At 58.8% G+C, this 25,587-nt stretch carries 22 protein-coding genes and 2 tRNA genes; 10 read left to right on the top strand and 14 right to left on the bottom strand.

The window, feature by feature from the left end; genetic code table 11:
• Positions 1 to 98: 98 nt before the first annotated feature.
• From EKA13_RS04890 to EKA13_RS04845, 10 genes are all read left to right on the top strand, one after another.
• Entirely contained in the window at positions 99 to 1,487 is a 1,389-nt protein-coding gene (locus tag EKA13_RS04890; RefSeq protein WP_065758282.1) for a polynucleotide adenylyltransferase PcnB, read from the top strand.
• Between the two features lie 2 nt (positions 1,488 to 1,489).
• Positions 1,490 to 1,966 carry a 2-amino-4-hydroxy-6-hydroxymethyldihydropteridine diphosphokinase gene (folK, locus tag EKA13_RS04885; RefSeq protein WP_065758281.1) on the top strand — a complete coding sequence of 159 codons (477 nt, stop codon included), beginning with the start codon at positions 1,490 to 1,492 and terminating at the stop codon, positions 1,964 to 1,966.
• Positions 1,967 to 2,217: 251 nt separating this feature from the next.
• Positions 2,218 to 3,018, top strand: coding sequence for a 3-methyl-2-oxobutanoate hydroxymethyltransferase (panB, locus tag EKA13_RS04880; RefSeq protein ID WP_065758280.1), 801 nt, complete (start codon positions 2,218 to 2,220; stop codon positions 3,016 to 3,018).
• Positions 3,015 to 3,875: a pantoate--beta-alanine ligase gene (gene panC, locus EKA13_RS04875; RefSeq protein WP_065758279.1), complete on the top strand. Its 861-nt coding sequence runs from the start codon at positions 3,015 to 3,017 to the stop codon at positions 3,873 to 3,875. The genes panB and panC overlap by 4 nt, the downstream gene beginning before the upstream one ends.
• Before the next feature lie 101 nt (positions 3,876 to 3,976).
• Positions 3,977 to 4,357: an aspartate 1-decarboxylase gene (panD, locus tag EKA13_RS04870; RefSeq protein ID WP_065758278.1), complete on the top strand. Its 381-nt coding sequence runs from the start codon at positions 3,977 to 3,979 to the stop codon at positions 4,355 to 4,357.
• Between the two features lie 118 nt (positions 4,358 to 4,475).
• The gene (gene pgi, locus EKA13_RS04865) at positions 4,476 to 6,140 is read left to right on the top strand and encodes a glucose-6-phosphate isomerase (protein WP_065758277.1); all 1,665 of its coding nucleotides are present in this window, start codon (positions 4,476 to 4,478) and stop codon (positions 6,138 to 6,140) included.
• 77 nt (positions 6,141 to 6,217) lie between these two features.
• Positions 6,218 to 7,087 carry an oxygenase MpaB family protein gene (locus tag EKA13_RS04860; protein WP_065758276.1) on the top strand — a complete coding sequence of 290 codons (870 nt, stop codon included), beginning with the start codon at positions 6,218 to 6,220 and terminating at the stop codon, positions 7,085 to 7,087.
• 142 nt (positions 7,088 to 7,229) lie between these two features.
• On the top strand, positions 7,230 to 8,408 hold the full coding sequence (locus EKA13_RS04855; RefSeq protein ID WP_065758275.1) for an acetyl-CoA C-acetyltransferase: 1,179 nt from the start codon (positions 7,230 to 7,232) through the stop codon (positions 8,406 to 8,408).
• Positions 8,409 to 8,477: 69 nt separating this feature from the next.
• Positions 8,478 to 9,494: a class I SAM-dependent rRNA methyltransferase gene (locus tag EKA13_RS04850; protein ID WP_065758274.1), complete on the top strand. Its 1,017-nt coding sequence runs from the start codon at positions 8,478 to 8,480 to the stop codon at positions 9,492 to 9,494.
• Positions 9,495 to 9,596: 102 nt separating this feature from the next.
• Positions 9,597 to 12,530, top strand: coding sequence for a DUF748 domain-containing protein (locus EKA13_RS04845; RefSeq protein WP_065758273.1), 2,934 nt, complete (start codon positions 9,597 to 9,599; stop codon positions 12,528 to 12,530).
• Positions 12,531 to 12,581: 51 nt separating this feature from the next.
• Here EKA13_RS04845 and EKA13_RS04840 read toward each other — a convergent pair whose 3' ends face one another.
• The 14 genes from EKA13_RS04840 to folP all read right to left on the bottom strand — a co-directional run bounded on the left by EKA13_RS04840 (position 12,582) and on the right by folP (position 25,587).
• Positions 12,582 to 12,914 (bottom strand): BON domain-containing protein, encoded by a 333-nt coding sequence (locus tag EKA13_RS04840; protein ID WP_065758272.1) that lies wholly within the window; start codon positions 12,912 to 12,914, stop codon positions 12,582 to 12,584.
• Between the two features lie 103 nt (positions 12,915 to 13,017).
• A complete protein-coding gene (pnp, locus tag EKA13_RS04835) occupies positions 13,018 to 15,123 on the bottom strand; it encodes a polyribonucleotide nucleotidyltransferase (protein ID WP_065758271.1) in 2,106 nt (701 codons plus the stop codon).
• Between the two features lie 250 nt (positions 15,124 to 15,373).
• Positions 15,374 to 15,643 (bottom strand): 30S ribosomal protein S15, encoded by a 270-nt coding sequence (gene rpsO / locus EKA13_RS04830; RefSeq protein WP_065758270.1) that lies wholly within the window; start codon positions 15,641 to 15,643, stop codon positions 15,374 to 15,376.
• A 152-nt stretch (positions 15,644 to 15,795) separates the two neighbouring features.
• Entirely contained in the window at positions 15,796 to 16,713 is a 918-nt protein-coding gene (truB, locus tag EKA13_RS04825; protein ID WP_065758269.1) for a tRNA pseudouridine(55) synthase TruB, read from the bottom strand.
• 3 nt (positions 16,714 to 16,716) lie between these two features.
• The gene (rbfA, locus tag EKA13_RS04820; RefSeq protein ID WP_065758268.1) at positions 16,717 to 17,118 is read right to left on the bottom strand and encodes a 30S ribosome-binding factor RbfA; all 402 of its coding nucleotides are present in this window, start codon (positions 17,116 to 17,118) and stop codon (positions 16,717 to 16,719) included.
• A gap of 120 nt (positions 17,119 to 17,238) precedes the next feature.
• Positions 17,239 to 19,734: a translation initiation factor IF-2 gene (gene infB / locus EKA13_RS04815; protein WP_065758267.1), complete on the bottom strand. Its 2,496-nt coding sequence runs from the start codon at positions 19,732 to 19,734 to the stop codon at positions 17,239 to 17,241.
• Between the two features lie 26 nt (positions 19,735 to 19,760).
• Positions 19,761 to 21,242, bottom strand: a complete 1,482-nt coding sequence (gene nusA / locus EKA13_RS04810) for a transcription termination factor NusA (protein ID WP_065758266.1) — start codon at positions 21,240 to 21,242, stop codon at positions 19,761 to 19,763.
• Positions 21,243 to 21,301: 59 nt separating this feature from the next.
• The gene (gene rimP, locus EKA13_RS04805) at positions 21,302 to 21,760 is read right to left on the bottom strand and encodes a ribosome maturation factor RimP (RefSeq protein ID WP_065758300.1); all 459 of its coding nucleotides are present in this window, start codon (positions 21,758 to 21,760) and stop codon (positions 21,302 to 21,304) included.
• A gap of 130 nt (positions 21,761 to 21,890) precedes the next feature.
• Positions 21,891 to 21,967, bottom strand: a tRNA-Met gene (locus tag EKA13_RS04800).
• A 99-nt stretch (positions 21,968 to 22,066) separates the two neighbouring features.
• Positions 22,067 to 22,152, bottom strand: a tRNA-Leu gene (locus tag EKA13_RS04795).
• A gap of 20 nt (positions 22,153 to 22,172) precedes the next feature.
• Complete coding sequence (gene secG / locus EKA13_RS04790; RefSeq protein WP_065758265.1) at positions 22,173 to 22,553, bottom strand: preprotein translocase subunit SecG; 381 nt, start codon at positions 22,551 to 22,553, stop codon at positions 22,173 to 22,175.
• A gap of 3 nt (positions 22,554 to 22,556) precedes the next feature.
• The gene (gene tpiA / locus EKA13_RS04785; protein WP_065758264.1) at positions 22,557 to 23,312 is read right to left on the bottom strand and encodes a triose-phosphate isomerase; all 756 of its coding nucleotides are present in this window, start codon (positions 23,310 to 23,312) and stop codon (positions 22,557 to 22,559) included.
• A gap of 66 nt (positions 23,313 to 23,378) precedes the next feature.
• Entirely contained in the window at positions 23,379 to 24,719 is a 1,341-nt protein-coding gene (gene glmM / locus EKA13_RS04780; protein ID WP_065758263.1) for a phosphoglucosamine mutase, read from the bottom strand.
• A gap of 16 nt (positions 24,720 to 24,735) precedes the next feature.
• Positions 24,736 to 25,587, bottom strand: a complete 852-nt coding sequence (gene folP, locus EKA13_RS04775; RefSeq protein ID WP_065758262.1) for a dihydropteroate synthase — start codon at positions 25,585 to 25,587, stop codon at positions 24,736 to 24,738.

Below are 25,587 nucleotides of genomic sequence, written 5' to 3'. Positions count from 1 at the left end.
TGTTGCCTACACCATTCCCAGAGTAAATGCTAGAATCCCCGCCTATCATGCGGCCATTCTTCGTTTATGGCTGAAAATTCCTTCAAACAGTGCATCCCATGCTGAAGAAGCTGTTCCAGTCGTTCCGTCCCCCCGTTCGTGGCCCGCACCACCAGCGCACCACGCCTGAAGTGATTAATAGCAGTCAACATTCGCTGCAACGTGGCCAATTCAGTCGTCATGCGGTGAGCATCGTCGAGCGTCTGCAAAACGCCGGCTACCAGGCCTATCTGGTCGGCGGCTGCGTGCGCGACCAGCTTCTGGGCATTACGCCGAAAGACTTCGACGTCGCCACCAGCGCCACCCCCGAGCAAGTGCGTGCGGAGTTCCGCAACGCCCGAGTCATTGGCCGTCGCTTCAAACTGGTTCACGTCCACTTTGGCCGTGAAATCATTGAAGTCGCGACCTTCCGCGCCAATCACCCCGAAAGCGAAGAGGAAAACAGCCACCAGTCCTCACGCAACGAGAGTGGGCGCATCCTGCGCGATAACGTCTACGGCACATTGGAAGAAGACGCGCAGCGCCGCGACTTCACCATCAATGCGCTGTACTACGATCCGATCAGCGAGCGCATTCTCGATTATGCCAACGGCGTACACGATATTCGTAACCGCTTGATCCGCCTGATCGGCGACCCGACCCAGCGCTACCAGGAAGACCCGGTACGCATGCTGCGTGCGGTGCGTTTCGCCGCCAAGCTGAACTTCGGCATCGAGAAGCACACCGTCGCCCCGATTCGCCAACTGGCGCCGATGCTGCGTGAGATTCCGTCTGCACGCCTGTTCGAGGAAAGCCTCAAGCTGTTCCTCTCCGGCCAGGCCGCCGATACCTTCGAGATGCTGGTCGACCTGCAACTGTTCGATCCACTGTTCCCGGCCAGCGCCCAGGCACTGGAAGACCATCCGACCTACACCCATACCTTGATCAGCCAAGCGTTGATCAACACGGATCTACGGGTCAAACAAGGCAAGCCGGTAACCCCTGCCTTCCTTTTCGCTGCCATGCTCTGGCCTGCCCTGCCAACACGTGCGCTGCATTTGCAGAGCCGAGGCATGCCGCCTATCCCGGCCATGAACGAAGCGGCGCACGAACTGATCAGCGAACAGTGCCAACGCATCGCAATCCCCAAGCGTTTCACCATGCCCATCCGTGAAATCTGGGACATGCAGGAGCGCCTGCCACGGCGCAGCGGCAAACGTGCCGACCTGTTGCTGGACAACCCGCGCTTCCGAGCCGGCTATGACTTCCTGCTGCTGCGCGAAAGTGCGGGCGAGGACACCGATGGTCTTGGCCAATGGTGGACTGACTATCAGGAGTGCAACGAAAGTGAGCGTCGCGACATGATCCGCGAACTCGGCAGCCGCGATGAGGGTGCTGGCGCAGGCCCACGCAAACGCAAGCGCAGCGGCAGCAAACGCAAGCGCGCCGACGGCGCTGCGGGCGAGTAAACATGCCTCGCGTCTATATTGGTCTGGGCAGCAACCTGGACGATCCCCGCCAGCAGCTTGAGAGCGCCCTGCAATCGCTCGAGCAGCTGCCCGCGACTGATCTGGTTGCCGTGTCCAGCTTCTACACCAGCGACTCGCTCTCACCAGGCCAGCCACGCTACACAAATGCCGTGGCGGCACTGGATAGCACGCTGGAGCCTATTGCCCTGCTCGATGCCCTGCAATCCATAGAAAACGCCCAGGGCCGCGTTCGTAAAGAGCGCTGGGGGGCACGAACCCTTGACCTGGATATCCTGCTCTACGGCGACCAGGTTATCGATGAACCACGGCTCAAGGTGCCGCATTACCACATGCAGGCGCGTCCGTTCGTGCTCTACCCGCTGGCAGAACTGGTACCTGCCGACTTCCTGCTGGCCGACCAGCGCCCGCTCGCCCAACTGCTGGCCGATTGCCCGTTCGTCGGTCTGGAGCGCCTGTAACCGGGCGTTCCCCCACACGGTAACGCCCGTAACAGTGCATTCGTAACAATGCGGTAACAGGGTAATTGACTTCAGCCCCCTCGCTCACGACTATAGGCGTCCCGTGGCGCCCAAGCGCCGCAAAAAGGCGTATATAGGCCTGGAACAGGTCGTATTTCAAACACCACAATCGATGATGTGCTGTTCCAGAAGATGAATACACGCGTTGTACGCAGTCGTTTTTCACAGCGCCTGAACGAGGATTCCTTTTCATGCCAGATGTAACCCTGACCACCCTGCAGAGCCTAAAGCTCAAGGGTGAGAAAATTGCCATGCTGACGTGCTATGACGCAACGTTCGCCCAGGCATGCTGCCGCGCCGGCGTAGAAATACTGCTGGTAGGCGACTCGCTGGGCATGGTCCTGCAGGGCCACGACAGCACCTTGCCCGTCACCAACGCCGAAATGGCCTACCACGTAAGCAGCGTCAAACGTGGTAACGAAGGCGCACTGATTCTGGCCGACCTGCCGTTCATGGCATATGCCACCACCGAACAGGCGTTCGCCAACAGCGGCGCACTGATGCAGGCAGGCGCCCACATGGTCAAAATCGAAGGCGCAGCCTGGCTGGCTGACACCATTCGTCTGCTGGCCGAACGCGGTGTACCTGTGTGCGCACATATGGGCCTGACACCACAAGCGGTGAACATACTCGGCGGTTACAAGGTCCAGGGTCGCCAGGAAAACCAGGCCCGACAAATGCGTGCCGATGCCATTGCCCTGGAACAAGCCGGCGCCGCGATGCTGCTGCTGGAGTGTGTCCCAAGCGAACTGGCCGCCGAAATCACCCAGGCAGTAAAAATACCCGTCATCGGTATTGGCGCAGGCAGTGCCACCGACGGCCAGGTACTGGTCATGCATGACATGCTCGGCCTATCCCTCAGTGGTCGTGTACCCAAGTTCGTGAAGAACTTCATGGCTGGACAGAGCGATATTCAGAGCGCCTTGCAGGCCTATGTCAAAGAGGTCAAGGACGTCACTTTCCCAAGCAGCGAACACGGGTTCAGTGCATGAATACAGTCAAAACCGTCCGCGAGCTGCGCGCCGCCGTAGCGCGGGCACGCAGCGAAGGCAAACGCATTGGCTTCGTACCGACCATGGGCAACCTGCACAGCGGGCATGCTGCACTCGTGGCCAAGGCTGCGCAGCGGGTTGATTTCGTGGTTGCCAGCATCTTCGTCAACCCGCTGCAGTTCGGCGCGGGCGAAGACCTCGACAAATACCCTCGCACGCTTGCCGCCGACCAGGAAAAGCTGCTGGAGGCAGGCTGCCATCTATTGTTTGCCCCTTCCGTCGAGGAAATGTATCCCGAGGGCATGGCAGGACAAACCCGTGTTTCTGTTCCACAGCTGTCAGAAGGCCTTTGCGGCGCAAGCCGACCAGGGCACTTTGAAGGTGTAGCCACCGTGGTCAGCAAGTTGTTCAACATGGTTCAGCCAGACCTGGCGGTGTTCGGCCAGAAGGACTTCCAGCAACTGGCGGTAATCCGCGCACTGGTCCGTGATTTGAACATGCCGATCCAGATCATCGGCGAACCCACTGTGCGTGCCCCTGATGGCCTGGCGCTGTCGTCACGCAACGGTTACCTGAACGATGAACAACGCGCCTGTGCACCCGCGCTGTACCGCACCCTGACGCAGATGGCCGAAGCCATCAAACAGGGCTCGTGCGATTTCCAGGCCCTGATTGCCCAGGGCCAGGCGCAACTGCAAAAGGCCGGCTTCCGTCCCGATTACCTTGAAGTTCGCCATGCGATCAGCCTGCGCCCCGCCACCGCTGAAGACCGTGACCTGGTGATCCTGGTCGCTGCGTTTCTGGGCGCAACCCGCTTGATCGACAACCTGCACCTGAATCTCGACGACAAGCCTTAGCGCCATGTTGCCCGGCCCTCAGGGTTCGGGCACACTGCCGCCGCTCGCGGGGCCGGGAGGCTCCGTGTACCCGCGCGAGAACCTGACCAAGGAATCCCCCCATGCACGCCATCATGCTCAAGGCCAAACTGCATCGCGCAGAAGTCACCCATGCCGTACTCGACTACGAGGGCTCCTGCGCCATCGACGGGCTCTGGCTGGACCTGGCCGGTGTTCGTGAGTACGAACAAATCCAGATCTACAACGTCGACAACGGCGAGCGCTTCACCACCTACGCCATTCGCGGCGAAGAAGGCTCCCGGATGATCTCGGTCAATGGTGCAGCTGCACACAAGGCCAAAGTCGGCGACCGCGTAATCATCTGCGCCTATGCCCATTACAGTGAAGCAGAACTGCACAACTTCAAACCGCGCATGCTATACATGGCGCCAGGGAATGAGCTGAGCCACACCAGCCATGCCATTCCGGTTCAGTTGGACTGAGCCACCGGCTCAGCCAGGCCAACGGCAGGTTCGTGTGCAATCTTTTCAGACGAACCTGCAAACGGACCGACCTTTTCAGTGTCCAAGGCAGTTCCAGCAATAAGGAAAATCTGCAGCGATGGCGTACTACCGCACCCCTCATGACGTTACCGCCCTGCCGGCCTGGCAGGCGCTCCAGCAGCACCGCGAAGCCATGCAGAATTTCAGCATGCGCGAGGCCTTCAACGCCGATCCACAGCGCTTCAACCAATTTTCTCTGAGCTGTTGCGGCCTGTTCCTCGACTACTCGAAAAACCTGATCAACGCCCAGACCCGCAACCTGCTGGTAGGGCTGGCCGATGAAGTGGGCCTGCAGGATGCGATAAAGTCGCTGTTCGCCGGCGAGATCCTCAACGCTTCGGAAGGTCGCCCAGCGCTGCACACCGCGCTACGCCGTCCGGTAGGCGACAAATTGAGCGTCAACGGCGTCAACATCATGCCCGAGGTGCATAAGGTCCTTAACCAGGTAACCGAACTGGTTGGGCGGATTCACGACGGCTTGTGGCGTGGTTATACCGAAAAGCCGATTACCGACGTTGTGAACATCGGCATTGGCGGGTCCTTCCTTGGCCCCGAACTGGTCTCTGAAGCCCTCTTGCCTTATGCCCAGCGGGGCGTGCGCTGCCACTACCTGGCCAATATCGACGGCAGCGAGTTTCATGAGCTGTCGGCCAACCTGCGCGCCGAGACCACACTGTTCATCGTCTCGTCAAAGTCTTTCAACACCCTCGAGACCCTGAAAAACGCCCAGGCCGCACGCGCTTGGTACTTGGCCCAGGGTGGCTCGGAAGTAGAACTTCACCGACACTTCATCGCCGTTTCCAGTAACAAGACAGCAGCCATCGCTTTCGGCATTCGCGAAGAGAACATCTTCCCGATGTGGGACTGGGTAGGTGGCCGTTATTCGCTGTGGTCGGCCATCGGCCTGCCTATTGCGCTGGCCATTGGCATGGCCAACTTCAAGGAGCTGCTGTCCGGTGCCTACACCATGGACCAGCACTTCCAGAGCGCCCCGTTCGAACAGAACATGCCTGTGCTGCTGGCACTTCTGGGCGTCTGGTACGGCAACTTCTGGGGAGCACAAAGCCACGCAATCCTGCCGTACGACCACTACCTGCGCAACATCACCAAGCACCTGCAGCAGTTGGATATGGAGTCCAACGGCAAGAGCGTGCGCCAGGACGGAACCCCGGTTAACCACGATACCGGCCCCGTCATCTGGGGTGGCGTCGGTTGCAACGGTCAACACGCCTACCATCAGTTGCTGCACCAAGGCACCCAACTTATTCCAGCGGACTTCATCGTCCCGGTGGTCAGTTTCAACCCGGTTGCCGACCACCACCAGTGGCTGTACGCCAACTGCCTGTCGCAGAGCCAGGCCCTGATGCTCGGTAAGACCCGCGCTGAAGCCGAAGCAGAACTGCGCGAGAAAGGCCTGGCCGAAACCGAAATCCAGAAGCTGGCGCCGCACAAGGTGATCCCGGGCAACCGTCCGAGCAACACCTTGGTTGTAGAGCGTATCAGCCCACGCCGTTTGGGCGCGCTGGTGGCCATGTATGAACACAAAGTGTTCGTGCAGAGCGTCATCTGGGGCATCAACGCCTTCGACCAGTGGGGTGTTGAATTGGGCAAGGAGCTCGGCAAAGGCGTCTACCAGCGCCTCACCGGTGGCATCGAAGAGCCTGCTGAAGATGCCTCGACCCAAGGCCTGATCAACTACTTCCGCGGCCGCCACCGCGGCTGATCACCCGTCCTGCCCCTGGTCGCCAGTGCGACCGGGGGCAGTGAAGCGCACCGCAACGACGGTGCCGCAAGGACGTTATGGAAGCCCTTCGTCGGCGTATCGAGACTCAACTGCTTAGCATGACCGGCCTGGCGCTGGGGCAACTGGACCTGGAACACCCCAAAGGTGATCCCGGGCTGTTTGGCCCAGACAGTGTCTGCTGGCGCGTGCATGGCGACTTTCCCAGCATGCTGATCGGCGGCATCAGCGCCCTCCTGTTGCAAGTCTTGCACCCACTGGCACTGGCCGGGGTCTGGGACCATTCGAACTTTCGCCAAGACATGATCGGCCGTCTGCGCCGTACCAGCCAGTTCATCTCCGGGACGACATTCGGCTCAACCCGCGACGCCGAGTGGCTGATCGATAAAGTACGGACCATTCATCTGCAGGTCGTCGGCACCGCCGCCGATGGGCGTCCCTATGCCGCCAGCGACCCCGACCTGCTGACCTGGGTACACGTCGCCGAAGTCAGCAGTTTTCTCGCCGCACACCTGCGTTACCGCAATCCTCGGATGAGCCTCGCTGACCAGGATGCCTACTACGACGAAATTGCCTTGGTCGCCGAACGCCTGGGCGCACGCAATGTGCCCCGCTCGCGCCAGGCTATTGCCGAATATCTGCACGCCATGCGCCCACAACTGGCGTGCGATGCACGCAGCCGCGAAGTGGTTCGCCTGCTGCTTGATGCCCCTGCGCCGAGCCGGCAGGCCAAGCCCGTTGGCGCCGTGATGATGCGGGCAGGCATCGACCTGTTAGCGCCATGGGCCAGTGCCATGCATGGATTCTCACCGAGCCTGCTAGAGCGCCGACTGGTCCGCCTGGGGGTTGCCGGTGTTGCCCCGGTGCTACGCTGGGCCATGCGCGACAGCTCCAAGCACCGTGCACACCGACGCATGGGACTCAGCTGAGCGTCAGCCAGCGGGCGTGCGCGCCTCATACTTTGGTGATTGGCAGGCGCCTGGCCATCTGTGCCACCATGCCTACCAACAAAGCCCAAAGCAGGCTTTTGCCGTTCCGATACCACATCCAACAAGACTAAGGACCTGTGCCATGCAAGATGTTGTGATCGTTGCCGCCACCCGTACCGCCATTGGTAGCTACCAAGGAGCACTGGCCGCTATTCCAGCCGTTGATCTGGGGGCTGCGGTTATCAGCCAGCTGCTGACACAGACCGGCCTGGACGCCGAACTCGTAGACGAAGTCATCTTCGGCCAGGTTCTGACTGCCGGTGCCGGTCAGAACCCTGCCCGCCAAGCCGCGATCAAGGCCGGGCTGCCCCACGCCGTGCCCGCCCTGACACTCAACAAGGTATGTGGCTCTGGGCTCAAAGCCGTGCACTTGGCTGCGCAAGCGATTCGGTGTGGCGATGCCGACGTGGTCATCGCGGGCGGACAGGAAAACATGAGCCTTGCCAACTATGTCATGCCTGGTGCGCGCACCGGCCTGCGCATGGGCCACAGCTCATTGATCGACAGTATGATCAGTGATGGCTTGTGGGACGCTTTCAACGACTACCACATGGGCATCACCGCCGAAAACCTGGTCGAAAAGTACGGCCTGAGCCGCGAGGAGCAGGACGCCTTCGCAGCGGCCTCCCAGCAGAAAGCCAGCGTAGCCATTGAAAGCGGTCGTTTCATTGAAGAGATCACCCCGATCCTGATCCCGCAACGCAAAGGCGATCCGATCGCTTTCGCCACTGACGAGCAGCCCCGCCCGGGCACTACCGCTGAGTCGTTGAGCAAGCTCAGGCCCGCCTTCAAGAAAGATGGCAGTGTCACGGCTGGCAATGCGTCGTCACTCAATGATGGTGCTGCCGCCGTGCTGCTGATGAGTGCTGCTAAAGCCCAGGAACTGGAGCTGCCGGTACTGGCCCGTATCACCGCCTATGCAAACGCCGGAGTTGACCCTGCAATCATGGGCATTGGCCCTGTAAATGCTACTCGACGCTGCCTTGAAAAAGCCGGCTGGTCGTTGTCAGACCTGGACCTGATCGAAGCCAACGAAGCCTTCGCCGCCCAAGCGTTGTCCGTCGGTAAAGAGCTGGGCTGGGATGCCGCCAAGGTCAATGTCAACGGTGGTGCCATTGCATTGGGGCACCCTATTGGTGCTTCCGGTTGCCGGATACTGGTCACCCTGTTGCACGAAATGATCAAGCGTGATGCCAGGAAAGGGCTGGCAACGCTGTGCATCGGTGGTGGGCAGGGTGTGGCCCTGACGATCGAACGCTGATGTACGCCGGAGAGGCTCACCCTGGGCCTCTCCTGTTAAACTGCAGCCCCGAATACCAAGGCTACGTGCATGTCCCTCTTGAATCAGGCGCTGCGCGCCGCCCTCGACTCCCGCAACGGCCTTCTCGCCGAACTCCACGCCCAAGGGACCGACTGCTACCGGCTGTTCCATGGTAGCCAGGAAGGCGCTGCCGGCCTGACCGTAGACCGCTATGGCCCGCAGTTGCTGGTACAGAGCTTTCACCAGACCCTCGATCACGATGCCCTGCTCGACCTGCATGCTACCGTCGAGCAATCACTTGGCCTGGAGCTGCTGCTGGTCTACAACGACCGCTCCCAAGGCAACAGTCGTATCGACCGTCGAGACCCGGCCTACCAGGCCAGCGAGGCGGCCCTGGCCGATCATGTCGGCCATGAGTGGGGGCTGAACTATCGGGTACGTGGCCGTCACTCGGGGCAGGATCCGCTGTTGTTTCTCGATTTGCGCAATGCCCGTGGCTGGATCAAGCAGCACAGCGCCGGCAAGCGCGTACTGAACCTGTTTGCCTATACCTGTGGGGTTGGCTTGAGTGCCGCCGCAGGGGGTGCCCGTGAGGTCTGCAACCTGGATTTCGCCGAAGGCAACCTGGCTGTAGGTCGCGAAAACGCAGCCCTGAACCCAACGCTTGCGCCCATGGAGTTCATACAGTCCGACTACTTCCCGGCGATCCGCCAGTTGGCCGGGCTACCCGTCAGCCAACGACGCGGTCACAAACTGCCGCCCTACCCGCGACTGGAACCACGGCAATTCGACCTGGTATTTCTCGACCCGCCTGCCTGGGCAAAGAGTGCCTTCGGCACCGTCGACCTGTTGCGAGACTATCAAAGCCTGCTCAAGCCGGCGCTGTTGAGCACTGCCGAAGGAGGTGTGCTGGTCTGCTGTAACAACCTGGCCAAGGTCAGCCTCGACGACTGGCGCGCACAGGTGCTGCGCTGCGCCGAGAAAAACAACCGGCCAGTGCGCGAGTGGCAGGTTCTGACACCGGCTGCCGACTTCCCGTCCATGGATAACCAACCACCGCTAAAGACGTTGATTCTGCACCTTTGAAATAGACGTTTACGCACGAAAGAGGTGATTTGGCGCTATCTTCGGAACCGAATTATCGTGCCATACTCCAACCACTTCCGTTAGATACAGACGACGCCGCACATGCCCAAAGGAATGAAACGCGCCCTCGGCGCCTTGTTGGCCGCTCTGGCCCTTTACAGCCTGCTTGGATTCCTGATTCTCCCCGGCGTCGCCTTGCGAATTGCTAACCAGCAATTAGCCAACTACGCCACGCTACCAGCCAAGCTGCAGCGCGTGGAACTCAACCCGTTCAGCCTGGAGCTGACACTCTGGGGCTTGCAGATCGGTGAGCCGGGCAAGGAGCAGGTCGGCTTTGAACGTTTGTATGCCAACCTGCAGCTCGACAGCCTGTGGAGCGGCGCGCTTCACCTGGCGAACGTCGAACTGGACAAGCCACGTACCGAACTGCTGTTTGCCAAGGACGGCAGCCTCAATCTGACCCAACTCTTCAAGCTGCCACCCAGCCAGCCAAAAGCCGAAACGCCTGCGAGCGAGCCCTTCCCGCTGCGTATTGGCAGCATCAAACTCAACGCCGGTTACCTGCATTTCGAAGACCTGCGCCCCAGCGAACCCATCGAATTTCTCTACGACTCGATGGACCTGGAACTGAAGAACCTCAGCACCCTGCCCGACGACAGCACGGACATGACGCTGGTCGCCGCAGGCCCCAAGGGCGGCCGGATCGACTGGCAGGGTACGTTCAGCCTGGTGCCCATCGCCTCTGAAGGCACGCTGAAGTTTACTGACGGCAAGATGAAGCTCGTCTGGCCTTATGTCCGAGATATAGTGCCGTTGGTACTTGAAGACGGGCGTGTCAGCTTTGAGACCCACTACAAACTGAACCTGTCCAAGGAAACCGAGCTGCTGCTCGACAACACCTCGCTTCAGGTCGCGCCGTTTGCAGTCAATGCGCCCGATGGCAGGCCATTGGTACGCCTGGCCAGCCTGTCGGTCAGCGACACGTCGATTGACCTGGCCAAGCAGTTGGTCACCGTTGGCAAGATTCGCAGCGAGAAACTGGAAACCTGGGCAGCCCTTGAAGCCGATGGTCAGCTCGACTGGCAGAAGCTGTTCGCCAGCCAGCCAGCCAAGGCAAAACCTGCAGAGAAAACTGAACCGGCCACCGCAACGCCGGCCACCAAAGAGACGACAGGCACCAATACCCCAAGCAAACCATGGCAGGTGTTACTGCGTGACGTTCAGTTGCGCAACTATCAGGTTCATCTGGCTGACCGCACCCACAAGGAACCGGTCGCGCTGGAGGTGGGCCCACTTAACCTGGACCTGCAGAACTTCGATAGCCTCAATCAGTCGCCCTTCACCCTGAAGCTCGATACCGGAGTAGGCAAGCAAGGCAAGCTGCAGGCCTCGGGTGACGTCAATCTGGCACCTGTCAGCAGTAAACTGAATGTCGTTACGCGGGATATCGACCTTCGTGTCGCACAAGCCTATATCAGCCCATTCATTCGCCTTGAGCTACGCAGCGGCATGCTCAACAGCGATCTCGACGTCGACCTCAAGAACACGGCACCGCTGGCCTTCAGTATCACGGGCAAGGCTCAGGTCAATCAGCTGCACACGCTGGACACCATCAAGAACCGCGATTTCGTCAAATGGCAGCAGTTGAATCTGGATGGCCTGGAGTACCGTCATGGAGATGCGCTGTCGATTGCCAAGGTCAACCTGCAACAGCCCTATGCGCGCTTTATGATCAATGAAGACCGCACCACCAGTGTCGATGACCTGTTGATACCACAACCGGCTGGAAGCCCGCAGAAAGCCCGCAATACGTCTACCAGCAGCGCCAAGCCGCTGGGCATTCACATTGGTGAAATCGCGATCAACGACGGCTCGGCCAACTTCGCCGACTTCAGCCTGACGCCCAACTTCGCCACGGCGATCCAGCAACTCAACGGCCGGATCGGCACCATCGACAACCGGCAACCGAAACCTGCCAATGTCGATATCAAAGGTAAGGTCGACCGCTATGCGCCCGTCACCATCAAGGGCGCGCTGAACCCCTTCGACCCCATGGCCAGCCTGGACATCGCCACCAGCTTCAAACGCGTCGAGCTGACCACCCTGACCCCTTACTCGGGCAAATTTGCCGGCTACCGCATCCGCAAGGGTCGCCTGAATCTGGACCTGCATTATCTGATCACCAAGGGCCAGCTCAAGGCCGAGAACAAACTGGTGCTTGAACAACTGCAACTGGGTGAAAAGGTAGACAGCCCTGATGCCGTAGACTTGCCGATTCGCCTTGCCGTCGCACTGCTCAAGGACACCGAAGGCAAAATCTCCATTGAGTTGCCAATCTCCGGCGACTTGAACAACCCTCAGTTCAGCGTGATGCCGATTGTCTGGCAGACATTACGAAACCTCGTCATGCGAGCCGCCCAGGCACCGTTCAAGTTCATTGGCGGGCTCGTCAGTGGCGGCGACGCCCAAGACCTCGGAAGCGTCGCCTTTACTCCAGGCTCAAGTGACTTGAGCAGCGACGCCAAAGGAGCCCTGGAAAAACTCGCCAGCGCACTCAAGGCGCGCCCGGAATTGCGCCTGGAAATCGAAGGTACCAGCGCCCAGAGCAGTGACGGCCCGCTGATTGCCGAGCAGCGTCTGGAGCGCGAGTATCAGGCTACCTACTACAAGATGCTGCAACGGCGAGGCGACAAGGTCCCGGCACAAGCCACTCAACTGCAGGTGCCAGATGATGAGAAACCCGCGATGCTTGAGGCGATCTACCGCTCGCGCCTCAAACAACAACCGCCCGCGCAGTGGGAACAGTTGAGCCGTAAAGAGCGCACAGACAACCTGCGCAACGCGGTGATCACGTCGTGGGCTGAAAGCCCCCTGTTGCTGCGTCAACTGGGCCAGGCGCGCGCCAGCAGCATCAAGGATTACCTGGTCGACCAGGGCAAGCTTGAAGACCAGCGCGTGTACTTCGTCGATGCCACGCTGGGGCAAGCCGAAGCCGATGGCCGGGTAATCTCGCAGTTGCATCTGGACTCCGAGTAAGCGCTCCTCAAACGCCTGCTTAAAACCCCGGCTCAATGGCCGGGGTTCAGCTTAATAAGTTCTCAGGCCTTCAGCCGATACCGCCTTAACCCCCTTTATTTTTTTGGCAATCGAGACTGCTGCGTCTTTCTGGGATTGGGTCAAAGGCACCTTTGACGACAGGGAAACTACGCCGCTGTTGGTTTCTACAGAGATGTCCGAACCCGGCACCCCCTTCTCCGTCATCAGGTCTGCTTTGACCTTCGTGGTGATCCAGGTATCGGAAGTAGCCTCTGTTGCCTTGGTCATCTCACCCGCCGCAACCGTCAGCGGCGCTTGAGCAAAGGTCACGTTAGCCAACATCAGCGCGGTAACAGTAGCGGCAGCAATAACGAACTTCTTCATACAAGACACTCCTTTTTGAAGCATGCAGGATGCAAGCACGTACACGGCGAACTCCGCCCATAAAAAAAGGACCCCGTAGGGTCCTTTCTTCAACGCTTTGAGCTTAGACGCCCGAAGCCTTGGCTGCTGCAACATCTTTGATCGACAGCTTGATACGGCCGCGGTTGTCCACGTCCAGTACCAGTACTTCAACTTCCTGGCCTTCTTTCAGGATGTCGGTCACTTTCTCGACACGAGCATCGCTCAGCATCGAGATGTGAACCAGACCGTCCTTGCCCGGCAGGATGTTGACGAAGGCACCGAAGTCAACGATGCGCTCAACCTTGCCGACGTAGATCTTGCCGATCTCGGCTTCGGCAGTAATGCTCAGTACGCGCTGGCGAGCCGCTTCTGCCGCATCCTTGGTTTCACCAAAGATCTTGATCGAGCCGTCGTCTTCGATATCGATCGAAGCCTTGGTCTCTTCACAGATAGCACGGATGGTCGCGCCGCCTTTACCGATAACATCACGAATCTTGTCGGTATCAATCTTCATCGCGATCATGGTCGGAGCATTTTCCGACAGTTCGCTACGGGACTGACCAATGACCTGGTTCATCTGACCGAGGATGTTCAGGCGCGCTTCCAGGGCTTGGCCCAGAGCGATTTCCATGATCTCTTCGGTGATGCCGTTGATCTTGATGTCCATCTGCAGCGCGGTAACACCTTTGGCGGTACCGGCTACCTTGAAGTCCATGTCGCCCAGGTGGTCTTCGTCACCCAGGATGTCGGTCAGGATGGCGAACTTCTCGCCTTCTTTAACCAGACCCATGGCGATACCGGCAACCGGTGCCTTCATCGGTACACCAGCGTCCATCAGTGCCAGCGATGCACCACAGACCGAAGCCATGGAGCTGGAACCATTGGACTCGGTGATTTCCGAGACGACACGAATGGTGTACGGGAATACGTCGGCAGCTGGCAGCATGGCCTGAACCGAACGGCGAGCCAGACGGCCGTGACCGATTTCACGACGACCTGCACCACCCATACGACCACACTCACCTACCGAGAACGGAGGGAAGTTGTAGTGCAGCATGAAGGGGTCTTTTTTCTCGCCTTCAAGGGTGTCCAGCAGCTGCGCGTCACGGGCAGTACCCAGTGTTGCAACAACCAGAGCCTGGGTCTCGCCACGGGTGAACAATGCCGAACCGTGAGTCTTCGACAGTACACCGACTTCGATGTTCAGCGGACGTACGGTCTTGGTGTCGCGACCGTCGATACGTGGCTTGCCATTGACGATGTTTTCGCGAACGGTGCGGTATTCGATTTCGCCAAAGATTTCTTTGACTTCACCAGCGCTAGGCTGACCTTCTTCACCGGAGAACTTGGCGACAACCTGGTCACGCAGTTCGCCCAGGCGAGCGTAGCGATCGGCCTTGACGGTGATGGTGTAAGCCTGGGAAACGGCTTCGCCGAACTCGGCGCGGATTGCGTTCAGCAGTTCGGTGTTGGCAACCGGTGCTTTCCAGTCCCAGGTAGGCTTGGCAGCTTCGGCAGCGAGCTCTTTGACGGCCTGGATAACAGCCTGGAACTCGTCATGAGCGAACAGCACGGCGCCCAGCATCTGGTCTTCGGTCAGCTCTTTGGCTTCCGATTCAACCATCAGTACCGCGTCGGAAGTACCGGCAACGACCATGTCCAGGCTCGAGGCAGCCAGTTGCTCGTAAGTTGGGTTCAGCAGGTAGCCGGTGCTTTCGTGGTAAGCAACACGGGCAGCGCCGATCGGGCCATCAAACGGAATACCGGAGATCGCCAGGGCAGCCGAAGTACCGATCATCGCAGCGATGTCCGGATCGGTCTTCTTGCTGGTGGAAACGACGGTGCAGACAACCTGCACTTCGTTCATGAAACCTTCTGGGAACAGCGGGCGGATCGGACGGTCGATCAAACGCGAAGTCAGGGTTTCTTTCTCGGAAGGACGGCCTTCACGCTTGAAGAAACCACCAGGGATCTTGCCGGCGGCGTAGGTCTTTTCCTGATAGTGAACGGACAGAGGGAAAAAGCCCTTGCCTGGATCAGCCTGTTTGGCACCGACCACGGTCACCAGTACGGTGACATCGTTGTCGACGGTGACCAATACGGCGCCGGAGGCTTGACGAGCAATACGGCCCGTCTCGAGGGTAACGGTCGATTGACCGAATTGGAATTTCTTGATTACCGGGTTCACGGTTTCCTACCTTTTTTCAGTGGCTCTAGGGGAACTTGTTCTTGCGAATTCTTGGGCAGAACGGGGAATCGGCCCCATTGACCGTCCAGATAAAACTAGAGGTTGGGAGCCTGCCCTGACTGCGCGGAAACCGCTCAGGCAGAACAGACAGCCAACCTCATAGATACGCGCGGCGTGTTCATCAACCCAGGTACAACGTACCGTGGCTGAAGAATGCAACACGCCGAGCACACCACTGGCCAGGACGCTATTAGCGACGCAGACCCAGACGACCGATCAGGGCGCTGTAACGAGTGGCGTCTTTACCCTTCAGGTAGTCCAGCAGCTTACGACGCTGGTTTACCATACGGATCAGACCACGACGGGAGTGGTGGTCTTTGCCGTTGGCCTTGAAGTGGCCTTGCAGCTTGTTGATGTTGGCGGTCAGCAGTGCAACTTGCACTTCTGGCGAACCGGTGTCACCGGCTGCTTGCTGGTATTCGCCGACGATTTGAGCTTTTTCTTCAACGCTGAGTGCCATCTGGCTTCTCCAAATCAAGGGAAACCGAAACCGGTTTCCAATAGGCCAGGGACGGATCCCTGTATTCATAAAAGTGAGGAATAACCGTGCCTATTAACAGCCATCCTCTGTCCCGCAGGTATCACGCCGAAGCCTGATACCGTTGGTTTCGATCATTCAGACCGAATCAGTCGACGCGGCGCAATTCGCCCGTCTTCGCTCACTTCACCAATACCGATGAAGCGACCGTTGTGATCCTGTACGCGGACCATGCCGAATTTCGGCGCGTCCGGAGCCCTTACCGGCTGACCATGCAGCCAGTAGAAGGCACTGTGCTCGGAAAACTTGAGCAGAGGCCAATCTTGCAGACCGCTATCGGACGGTAACAGAAAGCGATCAACCGCTTCATTACCGCCTTCGGCGTGAACCTGCTCGAGTTCTTCGAGGGTCACAGTCTGTGCCAGGCTGAATGGCCCGGCATGCGTGCGGCGCAGTTCTGCAACATAGGCGCCACAGCCCAACTGCTCGCCGATGTCCTCGACCAGGGTACGGATGTACGTACCTTTACTGCAGCCCACCGAAAGACGAGCGCGGCTACCTTCACACTCAAGCAGTTCCAGGCGATCAATAGTAACAGAACGTGCTTCACGCTCCACTACTTCACCTGCGCGTGCCAGCTTGTACAGCGGCTGCCCGTCACGCTTGAGCGCAGAGTACATCGGCGGTATCTGACTGATTTGACCACGAAATTGTGGCAAAACAGCTTCGATATCGGCGCGACCAACGGTCACTTCGCGAGTCTGCAGCACTTCACCTTCAGCATCGGCAGTGCTGGTGGTCATGCCCAATTGCATGACTGTTTCGTAACCCTTGTCAGAATCGAGCAAGTACTGGGAAAACTTCGTCGCCTCACCGAAGCACAGCGGCAATACGCCACTGGCCAGTGGGTCGAGGCTCCCCGTATGGCCTGCCTTTTCAGCATTGAGCAGCCAGCGCACCTTCTGCAAAGCGGCGTTGGAGGTAAACCCCAGCGGCTTGTCGAGCAGGATGATGCCACTGACGTTACGACGGATACGCTTGACCTGAGCCACCGCTTACTCCTTGGTGTCCAGGGAAGTACCGCCATCCTGATGCTGGCTGTCTTCTGCTACGGCACGCTCGATCAACGCCGACAGGTGGGCGCCACGGGAGACACTTTCGTCATAGTGGAAGTGCAGTTGCGGCACACTGCGCAACTTCATTTCACGACCGAGTTGCATGCGCAGGAAACCTGCGGCGGAGTTCAGAACTTTCAAGCTCTGCGCGATGTTTTCTGCACCATCCTGCCCCATCACGGTGATGAACACCTTGGCATGGCCAACATCACGACTGACATCGACGGCAGTGATGGTCACCAGACCAACACGCGGATCCTTGACTTCACGACGGATCAGCTGCGCAAGCTCACGCTGCATCTGATCGCCAATACGTTGGGTACGGCTATATTCTTTTGCCATGTTTGCTACCTGTAACTGAAGCGGCAAACGCCCGGCCAGGCTGAAGCCGGACCGGGCGTTGCGTTCAGAGCCGCTGCGGGCGCCTTGCGGCGATCAACATACGGCTCCCAAGCTCGCGGCTTAGAGCGTGCGAGCGACTTGGACTTTCTCGAAGACTTCGATCTTGTCGCCAACCTTGACGTCGTTGTAGCTCTTGACGCCAATACCGCATTCCATGCCGGCACGGACTTCGGACATATCGTCCTTGAAGCGACGCAGCGATTCCAGTTCGCCTTCGAAGATAACGATGTCTTCACGCAGTACACGGATCGGACGGTTACGGTGAACCGTACCTTCGACCACCATGCAACCGGCGATAGCACCGAACTTCGGCGAGCGGAACACGTCACGCACTTCTGCGATACCGAGGATGTTCTCGCGAACATCGCTGCCGAGCATACCGGTCAGGGCTTTCTTGACGTCTTCAATGATGTCGTAGATCACGTTGTAGTAACGCATATCCAGACCTTCCTGCTCGACGATCTTGCGCGCGCCAGCATCAGCACGCACGTTGAAGCCGAACAGTACTGCATTGGAAGCCAGTGCCAGGTTGGCATCGCTTTCGGTGATACCACCGACGCCGCCGCCCACTACGCGCACTTGTACTTCGTCGTTGCCCAGACCGCTCAAGGAACCTTGCAGCGCCTCGAGAGAACCACGAACATCGGCCTTGAGGACGATGTTGAGGGTCTTCTTCTCTTCCTGCCCCATGTTCTCGAAGATGTTCTCGAGTTTGCCGGCATGCGCGCGAGCCAGTTTGACTTCGCGGTACTTGCCTTGACGGAACAGTGCAACTTCACGGGCCTTCTTCTCGTCAGCCACCACGCTCAGCTCATCGCCGGCCTCTGGAGTGCCATCAAGACCAAGGATCTCGACCGGAATCGACGGGCCCGCTTCCTTCACAGGCTTGCCGTTCTCGTCAAGCATGGCACGTACACGGCCGAAGTTCGAACCGCACAGAACCATGTCGCCCTGACGCAGAGTACCGTCCTGAACCAGCACGGTAGCCACTGGGCCACGGCCTTTGTCCAGACGCGATTCAACTACCACGCCCCGACCCGGTGCCGAAGGCGTTGCCTTGAGCTCGAGAATCTCAGCCTGCAGCAGAACGGCTTCAAGCAACTCGTCGACGCCAGTACCCATCTTCGCCGAGACAGGAACGAATGGTGTATCACCGCCCCACTCTTCGGAGGTAACGCCCTGAACAGACAACTCGTTACGGATGCGATCGAGATCTGCACCCGGCTTGTCGATCTTGTTCACGGCAACAACCAGAGGAACACCGGCAGCCTTGGCATGCTGGACTGCTTCAATGGTCTGCGGCATTACACCGTCGTCAGCCGCGACCACGAGGATCACGATGTCGGTTGCCTTGGCACCACGGGCACGCATTGCGGTGAACGCAGCGTGGCCTGGGGTATCGAGGAACGTGACCATGCCGCGGTCGGTTTCAACGTGGTAAGCACCGATGTGCTGGGTAATACCACCGGCTTCGCCAGCAGCTACCTTGGCACGACGGATGTAGTCGAGCAGCGAGGTCTTACCGTGGTCAACGTGACCCATTACGGTAACAACCGGCGCACGAGCGAACGACTCACCTTCAAACTTCAGGGACTCGGCCAGGGAATCTTCCAGGGCGTTGTCGCTGACCAGTTTGACGTTGTGGCCCAGCTCTTCAGCAACCAGCTGTGCGGTTTCCTGATCGAGAACCTGGTTGATGGTCACCGGAGTGCCCAGCTTGAACATGAACTTGACCACTTCAGCGGCCTTGACCGACATCTGTTGGGCCAGTTCAGAAACCGTGATGGTCTCGCCGATCACCACGTCACGGATTACCGGACCAGTCGGGCTCTGGAAGCCGTGCGCGTTACGCTTCTTCGGCTTGCCCTTGCCACGACCACCGCGACGGAAGCCATCGCTTTCTTCTTCGGTAGTACGCGGAGCAGCACGCGGCGTAGGCGCCTTTTCCTTTTCCTTGACCTTGACCGAAACACGTGGCGCTTCGTTGCGGCGCTCGCCACGACGATCGTCGTCACGCGCCTTGTCGCTACGACGGCTTTCGTCTTTCTTGCGATCGGCAACCGGTGCTGGAGCAGCGTCGGCCGGAGAAACAGCGGCAGGCGCTGCTGCGACCGGCGCGGCCGCTACGGCCTCAGTCGCTGCAGGCTGACGACGGGCTTCTTCCTGGGCACGTTGACGTGCTTCGGCTTCAGCCTTCTCACGTGCGGCGTTTTCCACGGCACGGCGTTCGTCCAGCTCGCGCTTCTGCTCGGCCTGGATCTCTTCCGGGCTGCGTTGCACAAATACTTTCTTCTTGCGTACTTCTACGCTGATGCTTTTGCTACCGGCAACACGCAGGGTGCTGGTGGTCTTGCGCTGCAAGGTGATCTTGCGCGGTTCTTCCACTTTCGCCTTGTGGCTGCTTTTCAAATGAGTCAGCAGAGCCTGCTTCTCACTGTCGGTCACTACCTGACCGGCGTCGGTGTGCGGCAGACCTGCCTCACGCATCTGCTGCAGCAGGCGCTCTACCGGTGCAGCGACCTCTTGGGCCAATTCTTTCACCGTGACTTGCGTCATGCACTTCTCTCCTCAGGCCAGCCTAATTACTCGAACCAGTGGGCTCGGGCGGCCATGATCAACTTGCCGGCACGCTCTTCGTCGATGCCGTCGATGTCGAGCAGGTCGTCGATCGACTGCTCGGCCAGGTCTTCGCGGGTAACCACGCCGCGCACCGCCAGTTCCGCTGCCAGGTCGTTGTCCATACCCTCAAGAGAGAGCAGGTCTTCGGCCGGGTGGGCGTCTGCCAGTTTTTCCTCTGTAGCGATGGCCTTGGTCAACAGACGGTCCTTGGCCCGAGCGCGGAGCTCGTTGACGATCTCCTCGTCAAAGCCATCGATGTTGAGCATTTCTTCCAGCGGTACGTAGGCAATTTCTTCCAGGCTGGTGAAGCCTTCGTCAACCAGCACCTGCGCCAGCTCTTCATCAACTTCCAGCTCGTCGATGAAGTTACGCAGGATGTCGCCGGTTTCAGCTTGTTGCTTGGCCTGAATGTCCGACTCGGTCATCACGTTCAGCGTCCAGCCGGTCAGCTGGCTGGCCAGACGCACGTTCTGACCGCCACGGCCGATGGCCTGGGCCAGGTTGTCCGCCGCCACGGCGATATCCATGGCGTGGGCATCTTCATCAACAATGATCGCCGCGACTTCAGCCGGTGACATGGCGTTGATGACAAACTGCGCCGGGTTGTCGTCCCACAGGACGATATCCACGCGCTCGCCGCCCAATTCGCCAGAAACTGCCTGAACACGCGAACCACGCATGCCAATACACGCACCTTGTGGGTCAATGCGCTTGTCTTTGGAGCGAACGGCGATCTTGGCCCGCGAGCCTGGGTCGCGAGAGGCGCCCATGACTTCGATCAGGCCTTCGGCAATTTCCGGCACCTCAATGCGGAAAAGCTCGATCAGCATCTGTGGCGCAGTACGCGACAGAATCAGTTGCGGGCCACGGTTCTCGGTACGAATTTCCTTGAGCAGTGCACGCAGACGCACACCCACACGGAAGGTTTCGCGCGAAATGATGTCTTCACGGGCCAGCAACGCTTCAGCGTTGTTGCCCAGGTCGACGATAACGTTGTCGCGGGTGACTTTCTTGACGGTGCCGGAAATGATCTCGCCCAGACGCTCACGATAAGCGTCGACGACCTGCGCACGCTCGGCTTCACGCACTTTCTGCACGATAACCTGCTTGGCAGTTTGAGCAGCAATGCGGCCGAACTCAATGGATTCGATCTTTTCCTCGATGATCTCGCCAGCAACGGCACCCGGCTTTTTCGCCTGGGCCTGATCAACGGCAAGTTCAATCGCTGGATCGTCCAGATCTTCGTCTTCGACCACAGTCCAACGACGGAAAGTCTCGTAGTTACCCGTGTGGCGGTTGATTTCCACACGCAGGTCGACTTCATCTTCAAAACGTTTCTTGGTTGCAGTGGCCAGAGCCACTTCCAGCGCTTCAAAAATTACGCCGGCCGGTACGCCCTTTTCGTTGGATACCGACTCAACAACCAGCAGTACTTCTTTGCTCATCGTACGCCTCGCCTTTCGCACGCCATTGGATCCGCGGACTACGCGGTATCCGGCACGTCTCAGTCAAAACTGGGAATAATGTTGGCCTTGTCGATCGAGTCGATCGGCAACAGGAACTCATGGCTATCCACCTGGACCACCACATCCTGCTCCTCCACTCCACGGAGAAGGCCCTGAAAGTTACGACGACCTTCAAAGGGCGTACGCAGCTTGATCTTCACTTGTTCGCCGGCATGCGAAGCGAACTGTTCCAAAGTGAACAGCGGGCGATCCATGCCAGGAGAGGACACTTCAAGGGTGTATTCGGAACTGATCGGATCTTCGACATCCAGAATGCCACTCACCTGGCGACTGACCACTTCACAGTCGTCGACCAGAATGCCATCTGCCTTGTCGATATAGATACGCAGTACCGAATGCTTGCCTTGAGAGATGAATTCGATCCCCCAGCATTGATAGCCAAGAGCCTCGACCACCGGGGCCAACAAGGCCTGCAACTGTTCTAGCTTGCTCGACACCTGAACCCCCTCGTGCATGCTATGCAAATAAAAAATGGGCAAAGCGCCCATCCCGGATACGCCGCTGAATACCGGCGCTAAGAACTGTCCAGCTAGCAAAAAGCCCCTGAAAAGGGGCTCCGCTTGGGACTGGTTGCGGGGGCTGGATTTGAACCAACGACCTTCGGGTTATGAGCCCGACGAGCTACCAGACTGCTCCACCCCGCGACAAAGCTGGGGCGAAAGTATACGACCGAACCCACCAAGGGGTCAATCTAACCTCCACCGACAAGAAAGCCCGCATGTAGCGGGCTGTCTTGTTTTAATTGGTACCGAGAAGGGGACTCGAACCCCTACACCCTATGGGCACAACCACCTCAAGGTTGCGTGTCTACCAATTCCACCACCTCGGCAATACTACATTTGACGCTTTTTACTTCTTCTCTTGAGCTGGAGGAACATCAGTATTACCGACATTACCTTTTTGCTCTTGAAGCACCGGCACATCATCTGCCGCTGGTTTTTTCTGAACTTCCAGAACCGCTGGATCTGGCAATCCTACCTGAGTCAGCTCATGAGCTTTCTCTTTAGCAAAGTATCCTAACCCAAGAGCAGTTAAGAAGAAAGATGCAGCTAGTATAGCAGTAAACTTACTCAGAAAGGTAGCAGAACCTTGGCTTCCGAACACAGTATTTGAAGCACCTGCGCCGAAAGATGCACCAGCCTCTGCACCTTTACCCTGTTGCAACAACACCAGTACCACCAAACCCAGCGCGCCCAACAGATGCAAAACAACTACGACGGTTTCGAGCATTTCTCAGTTTCCTGCGGCGCGACAAATTGCACCGAATTCGTCTGCGTTCAGGGAAGCTCCACCTATGAGCCCCCCATCGATATCCGGCATGCCGAACAGCTCAGCCGCATTGGCCGCCTTCACGCTGCCGCCGTATAGAAGCCGCACATTTCCTGCGACTTCAGTATTCTCTGCCGCCAGCTGCTCACGAATGGCTTTATGCACATCCTGCGCCTGCTGTGGCGTGGCCGTAAGGCCGGTGCCAATGGCCCATACAGGCTCATAAGCAATCACCGCTTTGGCAAAGGCACCAACACCGAGCTCCTCGATGATGCTACCCAGCTGACGCCCTACAACCTCAAGCGTCTTGCCCGCCTCGCGCTCTTCCAGGGTTTCCCCTATACACAACACTGGCGTCAGGCCACAGGCCTGAGCGGCTGCAAACTTGCGGTTGAGCGTTGCGTCAGTTTCGCCCATGAACTGGCGACGCTCCGAATGCCCAACCAACACAAAACTACATCCTGCATCGACCAACTGGCTCGGTGCAGTTTCACCGGTCAGCGCGCCCTGCATAGACTCCACTGCGGAGTTCTGTGCACCGACGGCGACCGACTTACCCTGCAACCCTTCAATCACTTGATTGATGTAGAGACAGGGCGGGAAAACCGCTACTTCAACACCGCTCGGCAGGGCTAAATCACTCAAGCCCTTGATCAGCTCAGCGACGCTGGCGCGGGTACCGTGCATCTTCCAGTTACCAGCTACCATAGGGCGACGCATGCTGTACCTCGTCGGTCAAAGTGGGCGCAGATCTTACCCAACCCTTTCAACGCTGGCAAGCGCTAATCAGACGCAAACTTCACCAACCAGCGCTGCCAGCTCTTCGGCGTAACCACGCACCTGTGCTTCATCGTCACCTTCGACCATCACGCGCACCAGCGGCTCAGTACCGGATTTGCGCAGCAATACCCGCCCACGCCCCGCCATTGCCTCTGTAACACGCGCACAGGCTTCCTTGACGACAGGGTGCTCAACCGGATCGACCTTGCTGTCACCAAAACGCACGTTGATCAGAACCTGTGGGCACTTGCGCAAAGCCTGACGCGCCTGAGCCAAGGTTTCGCCGCGACGCTTGAGCGCCAACAAGACCTGCAACGCAGCAATAATCGCATCGCCCGTCGTGGTGTGGTTGCAGCACACGACATGCCCGGAGTTTTCGCCGCCAACCACCCAGTCACGCTCCAACAGCTCAGCCATGACGTAGCGGTCGCCAACCTTCGCCCGCACAAACGGTATGGAAAGCTCCTGCAAGGCCAACTCAAGGCCCAGGTTGCTCATCAGGGTACCCACCACGCCACCCTGCAACTTGCCGCGCTCCTGCAGGTCACGCGCAATGATGAACAACAGCTCGTCACCATCGACGATCGCACCGGTATGGTCGACCATCAATACACGATCGCCATCACCATCGAAGGCGATACCAAGATCGGCGTGCCCCACCAGCACCGCTGCCTGCAGCGATTCGATGTGCGTAGAGCCACAACCTTCATTGATGTTCAGGCCGTCCGGCTGCGCATGCAGCACCGTGACGCTGGCACCCAGTTCGCGGAACACGCTAGGCGCAACCTTGTAGGTAGCGCCATGAGCACAATCAACCACAAGCTTGAGCCCGGCAAAATCGGTACTGGTCGGCACACTGCTCTTGCAGAACTCGATGTAGCGCCCGGCAGCATCGTTGATGCGCGAGACCTTGCCCAGCTTGCTCGACTCCACCACGGTCATCGGCTGATCGAGCAACTCTTCAATCATCAGCTCGATATCATCAGGCAGCTTGGTACCCTGGCCGGAGAAGAACTTGATGCCGTTATCATCGTGCGGATTGTGCGAGGCACTGATGACAATGCCCGCTTCGGCGTGAAAGGTACGCGTCAGGTAGGCAATCGCCGGGGTCGGCATCGGCCCAAGCAGCATGACATCCGCACCGGCAGCAGAGAGACCTGCTTCCAGCGCCGACTCGAACATGTAACCCGAAATTCGCGTGTCCTTGCCCACCAACACCCTGCAAGCGCCCATCTTGCGAAAGGCCATACCCGCTGCCCAACCCAGCTTGAGCATGAAATCAGGGGTGATGGGGTATACACCGACGCGGCCACGAATACCGTCGGTACCAAAATATTTTCTACTCATAAATGCTCCGTCACTCTTATTCGGCGGCCTGTACCGCTGCGATCATCCGCACTACGTCGACGGTTTCGGCGACATCATGAACGCGTAAAATACTGGCACCTTTGGTCATCGCCAGCGCAGCCAATGCGAGGCTGCCGTAGAGCCGCTCCCCAACCGGGCGCTCAAGTGCCTGACCAATCATGCTCTTGCGTGAAACGCCGACCAGCAGAGGCCTGCCAAGGCGATACAACGCTTCCATGTGCTTGAACAGGCTAAGGTTGTGGGCCAGGTTTTTTGCGAACCCAAAGCCCGGATCCAGGATGATGCGCTCCGCACCAATGCCCACCGCCGCACACGCAGCCATCCGTTCTTCAAGATAGCTCGACACTTCGACCGTGACATTCTGGTAATGCGGGTTGTTCTGCATGTCGCCTGGTTCACCGCGCATGTGCATCAAGCACACAGGCAAACCTGTGGCAGCCGCTGCATCCAGGGCGCCATCGCGACTGAGCGATCGCACATCGTTAATCAGCCCCGCCCCGAGACGAGCCGATTCGCGCATCACGGCCGGGGTCGACGTGTCGACGGAGATGATGACATCCAGCGCCTGGCTGATGGCCTCGACGATGGGCGCAACGCGCTCCAGCTCTTCGACAGGAGACACCGCTCGCGCGCCCGGCCGAGTGGACTCACCGCCCACATCGATCAGCGTAGCGCCTGCGGCAACCATCGCCTCCGCGTGGCGCAATGCCGCGTCACGCTGAGTGAAGCGGCCGCCATCGGAGAAGGAGTCTGGCGTGATATTGAGGATACCCATGACATGGGTAAGGGACAAATCAAGAACCCGGTTGCCGCAAGGCAACCGGGTCGGGTACTGCTTTGGAGTCAT

It is taken from the genome of Pseudomonas defluvii (assembly GCF_001695625.1).
Classification (GTDB): Bacteria; Pseudomonadota; Gammaproteobacteria; order Pseudomonadales; family Pseudomonadaceae; genus Aquipseudomonas; species Aquipseudomonas defluvii.
The sequence above is the reverse complement of the archived record's forward strand: the minus strand, read 5'-3'. Positions and strand labels throughout refer to the sequence as shown.

Coding starts and splice junctions, on each gene's coding strand:
- EKA13_RS04850 (WP_065758274.1), top strand. CDS start 8,478: ATGTCCCTCTTGAATCAGGCGCTGCGCGCCGCCCTCGACTCCCGCAAC.
- nusA (WP_065758266.1), bottom strand. CDS start 21,242: ATGAGCAAAGAAGTACTGCTGGTTGTTGAGTCGGTATCCAACGAAAAG.
- folP (WP_065758262.1), bottom strand. CDS start 25,587: ATGACTCCAAAGCAGTACCCGACCCGGTTGCCTTGCGGCAACCGGGTT.
- pgi (WP_065758277.1), top strand. CDS start 4,476: ATGGCGTACTACCGCACCCCTCATGACGTTACCGCCCTGCCGGCCTGG.
- EKA13_RS04855 (WP_065758275.1), top strand. CDS start 7,230: ATGCAAGATGTTGTGATCGTTGCCGCCACCCGTACCGCCATTGGTAGC.
- rpsO (WP_065758270.1), bottom strand. CDS start 15,643: ATGGCACTCAGCGTTGAAGAAAAAGCTCAAATCGTCGGCGAATACCAG.
- tpiA (WP_065758264.1), bottom strand. CDS start 23,312: ATGCGTCGCCCTATGGTAGCTGGTAACTGGAAGATGCACGGTACCCGC.
- secG (WP_065758265.1), bottom strand. CDS start 22,553: ATGCTCGAAACCGTCGTAGTTGTTTTGCATCTGTTGGGCGCGCTGGGT.
- infB (WP_065758267.1), bottom strand. CDS start 19,734: ATGACGCAAGTCACGGTGAAAGAATTGGCCCAAGAGGTCGCTGCACCG.
- EKA13_RS04890 (WP_065758282.1), top strand. CDS start 99: ATGCTGAAGAAGCTGTTCCAGTCGTTCCGTCCCCCCGTTCGTGGCCCG.
- EKA13_RS04860 (WP_065758276.1), top strand. CDS start 6,218: ATGGAAGCCCTTCGTCGGCGTATCGAGACTCAACTGCTTAGCATGACC.
- panD (WP_065758278.1), top strand. CDS start 3,977: ATGCACGCCATCATGCTCAAGGCCAAACTGCATCGCGCAGAAGTCACC.
- EKA13_RS04840 (WP_065758272.1), bottom strand. CDS start 12,914: ATGAAGAAGTTCGTTATTGCTGCCGCTACTGTTACCGCGCTGATGTTG.
- glmM (WP_065758263.1), bottom strand. CDS start 24,719: ATGAGTAGAAAATATTTTGGTACCGACGGTATTCGTGGCCGCGTCGGT.
- rbfA (WP_065758268.1), bottom strand. CDS start 17,118: ATGGCAAAAGAATATAGCCGTACCCAACGTATTGGCGATCAGATGCAG.
- panB (WP_065758280.1), top strand. CDS start 2,218: ATGCCAGATGTAACCCTGACCACCCTGCAGAGCCTAAAGCTCAAGGGT.
- EKA13_RS04845 (WP_065758273.1), top strand. CDS start 9,597: ATGCCCAAAGGAATGAAACGCGCCCTCGGCGCCTTGTTGGCCGCTCTG.
- panC (WP_065758279.1), top strand. CDS start 3,015: ATGAATACAGTCAAAACCGTCCGCGAGCTGCGCGCCGCCGTAGCGCGG.
- folK (WP_065758281.1), top strand. CDS start 1,490: ATGCCTCGCGTCTATATTGGTCTGGGCAGCAACCTGGACGATCCCCGC.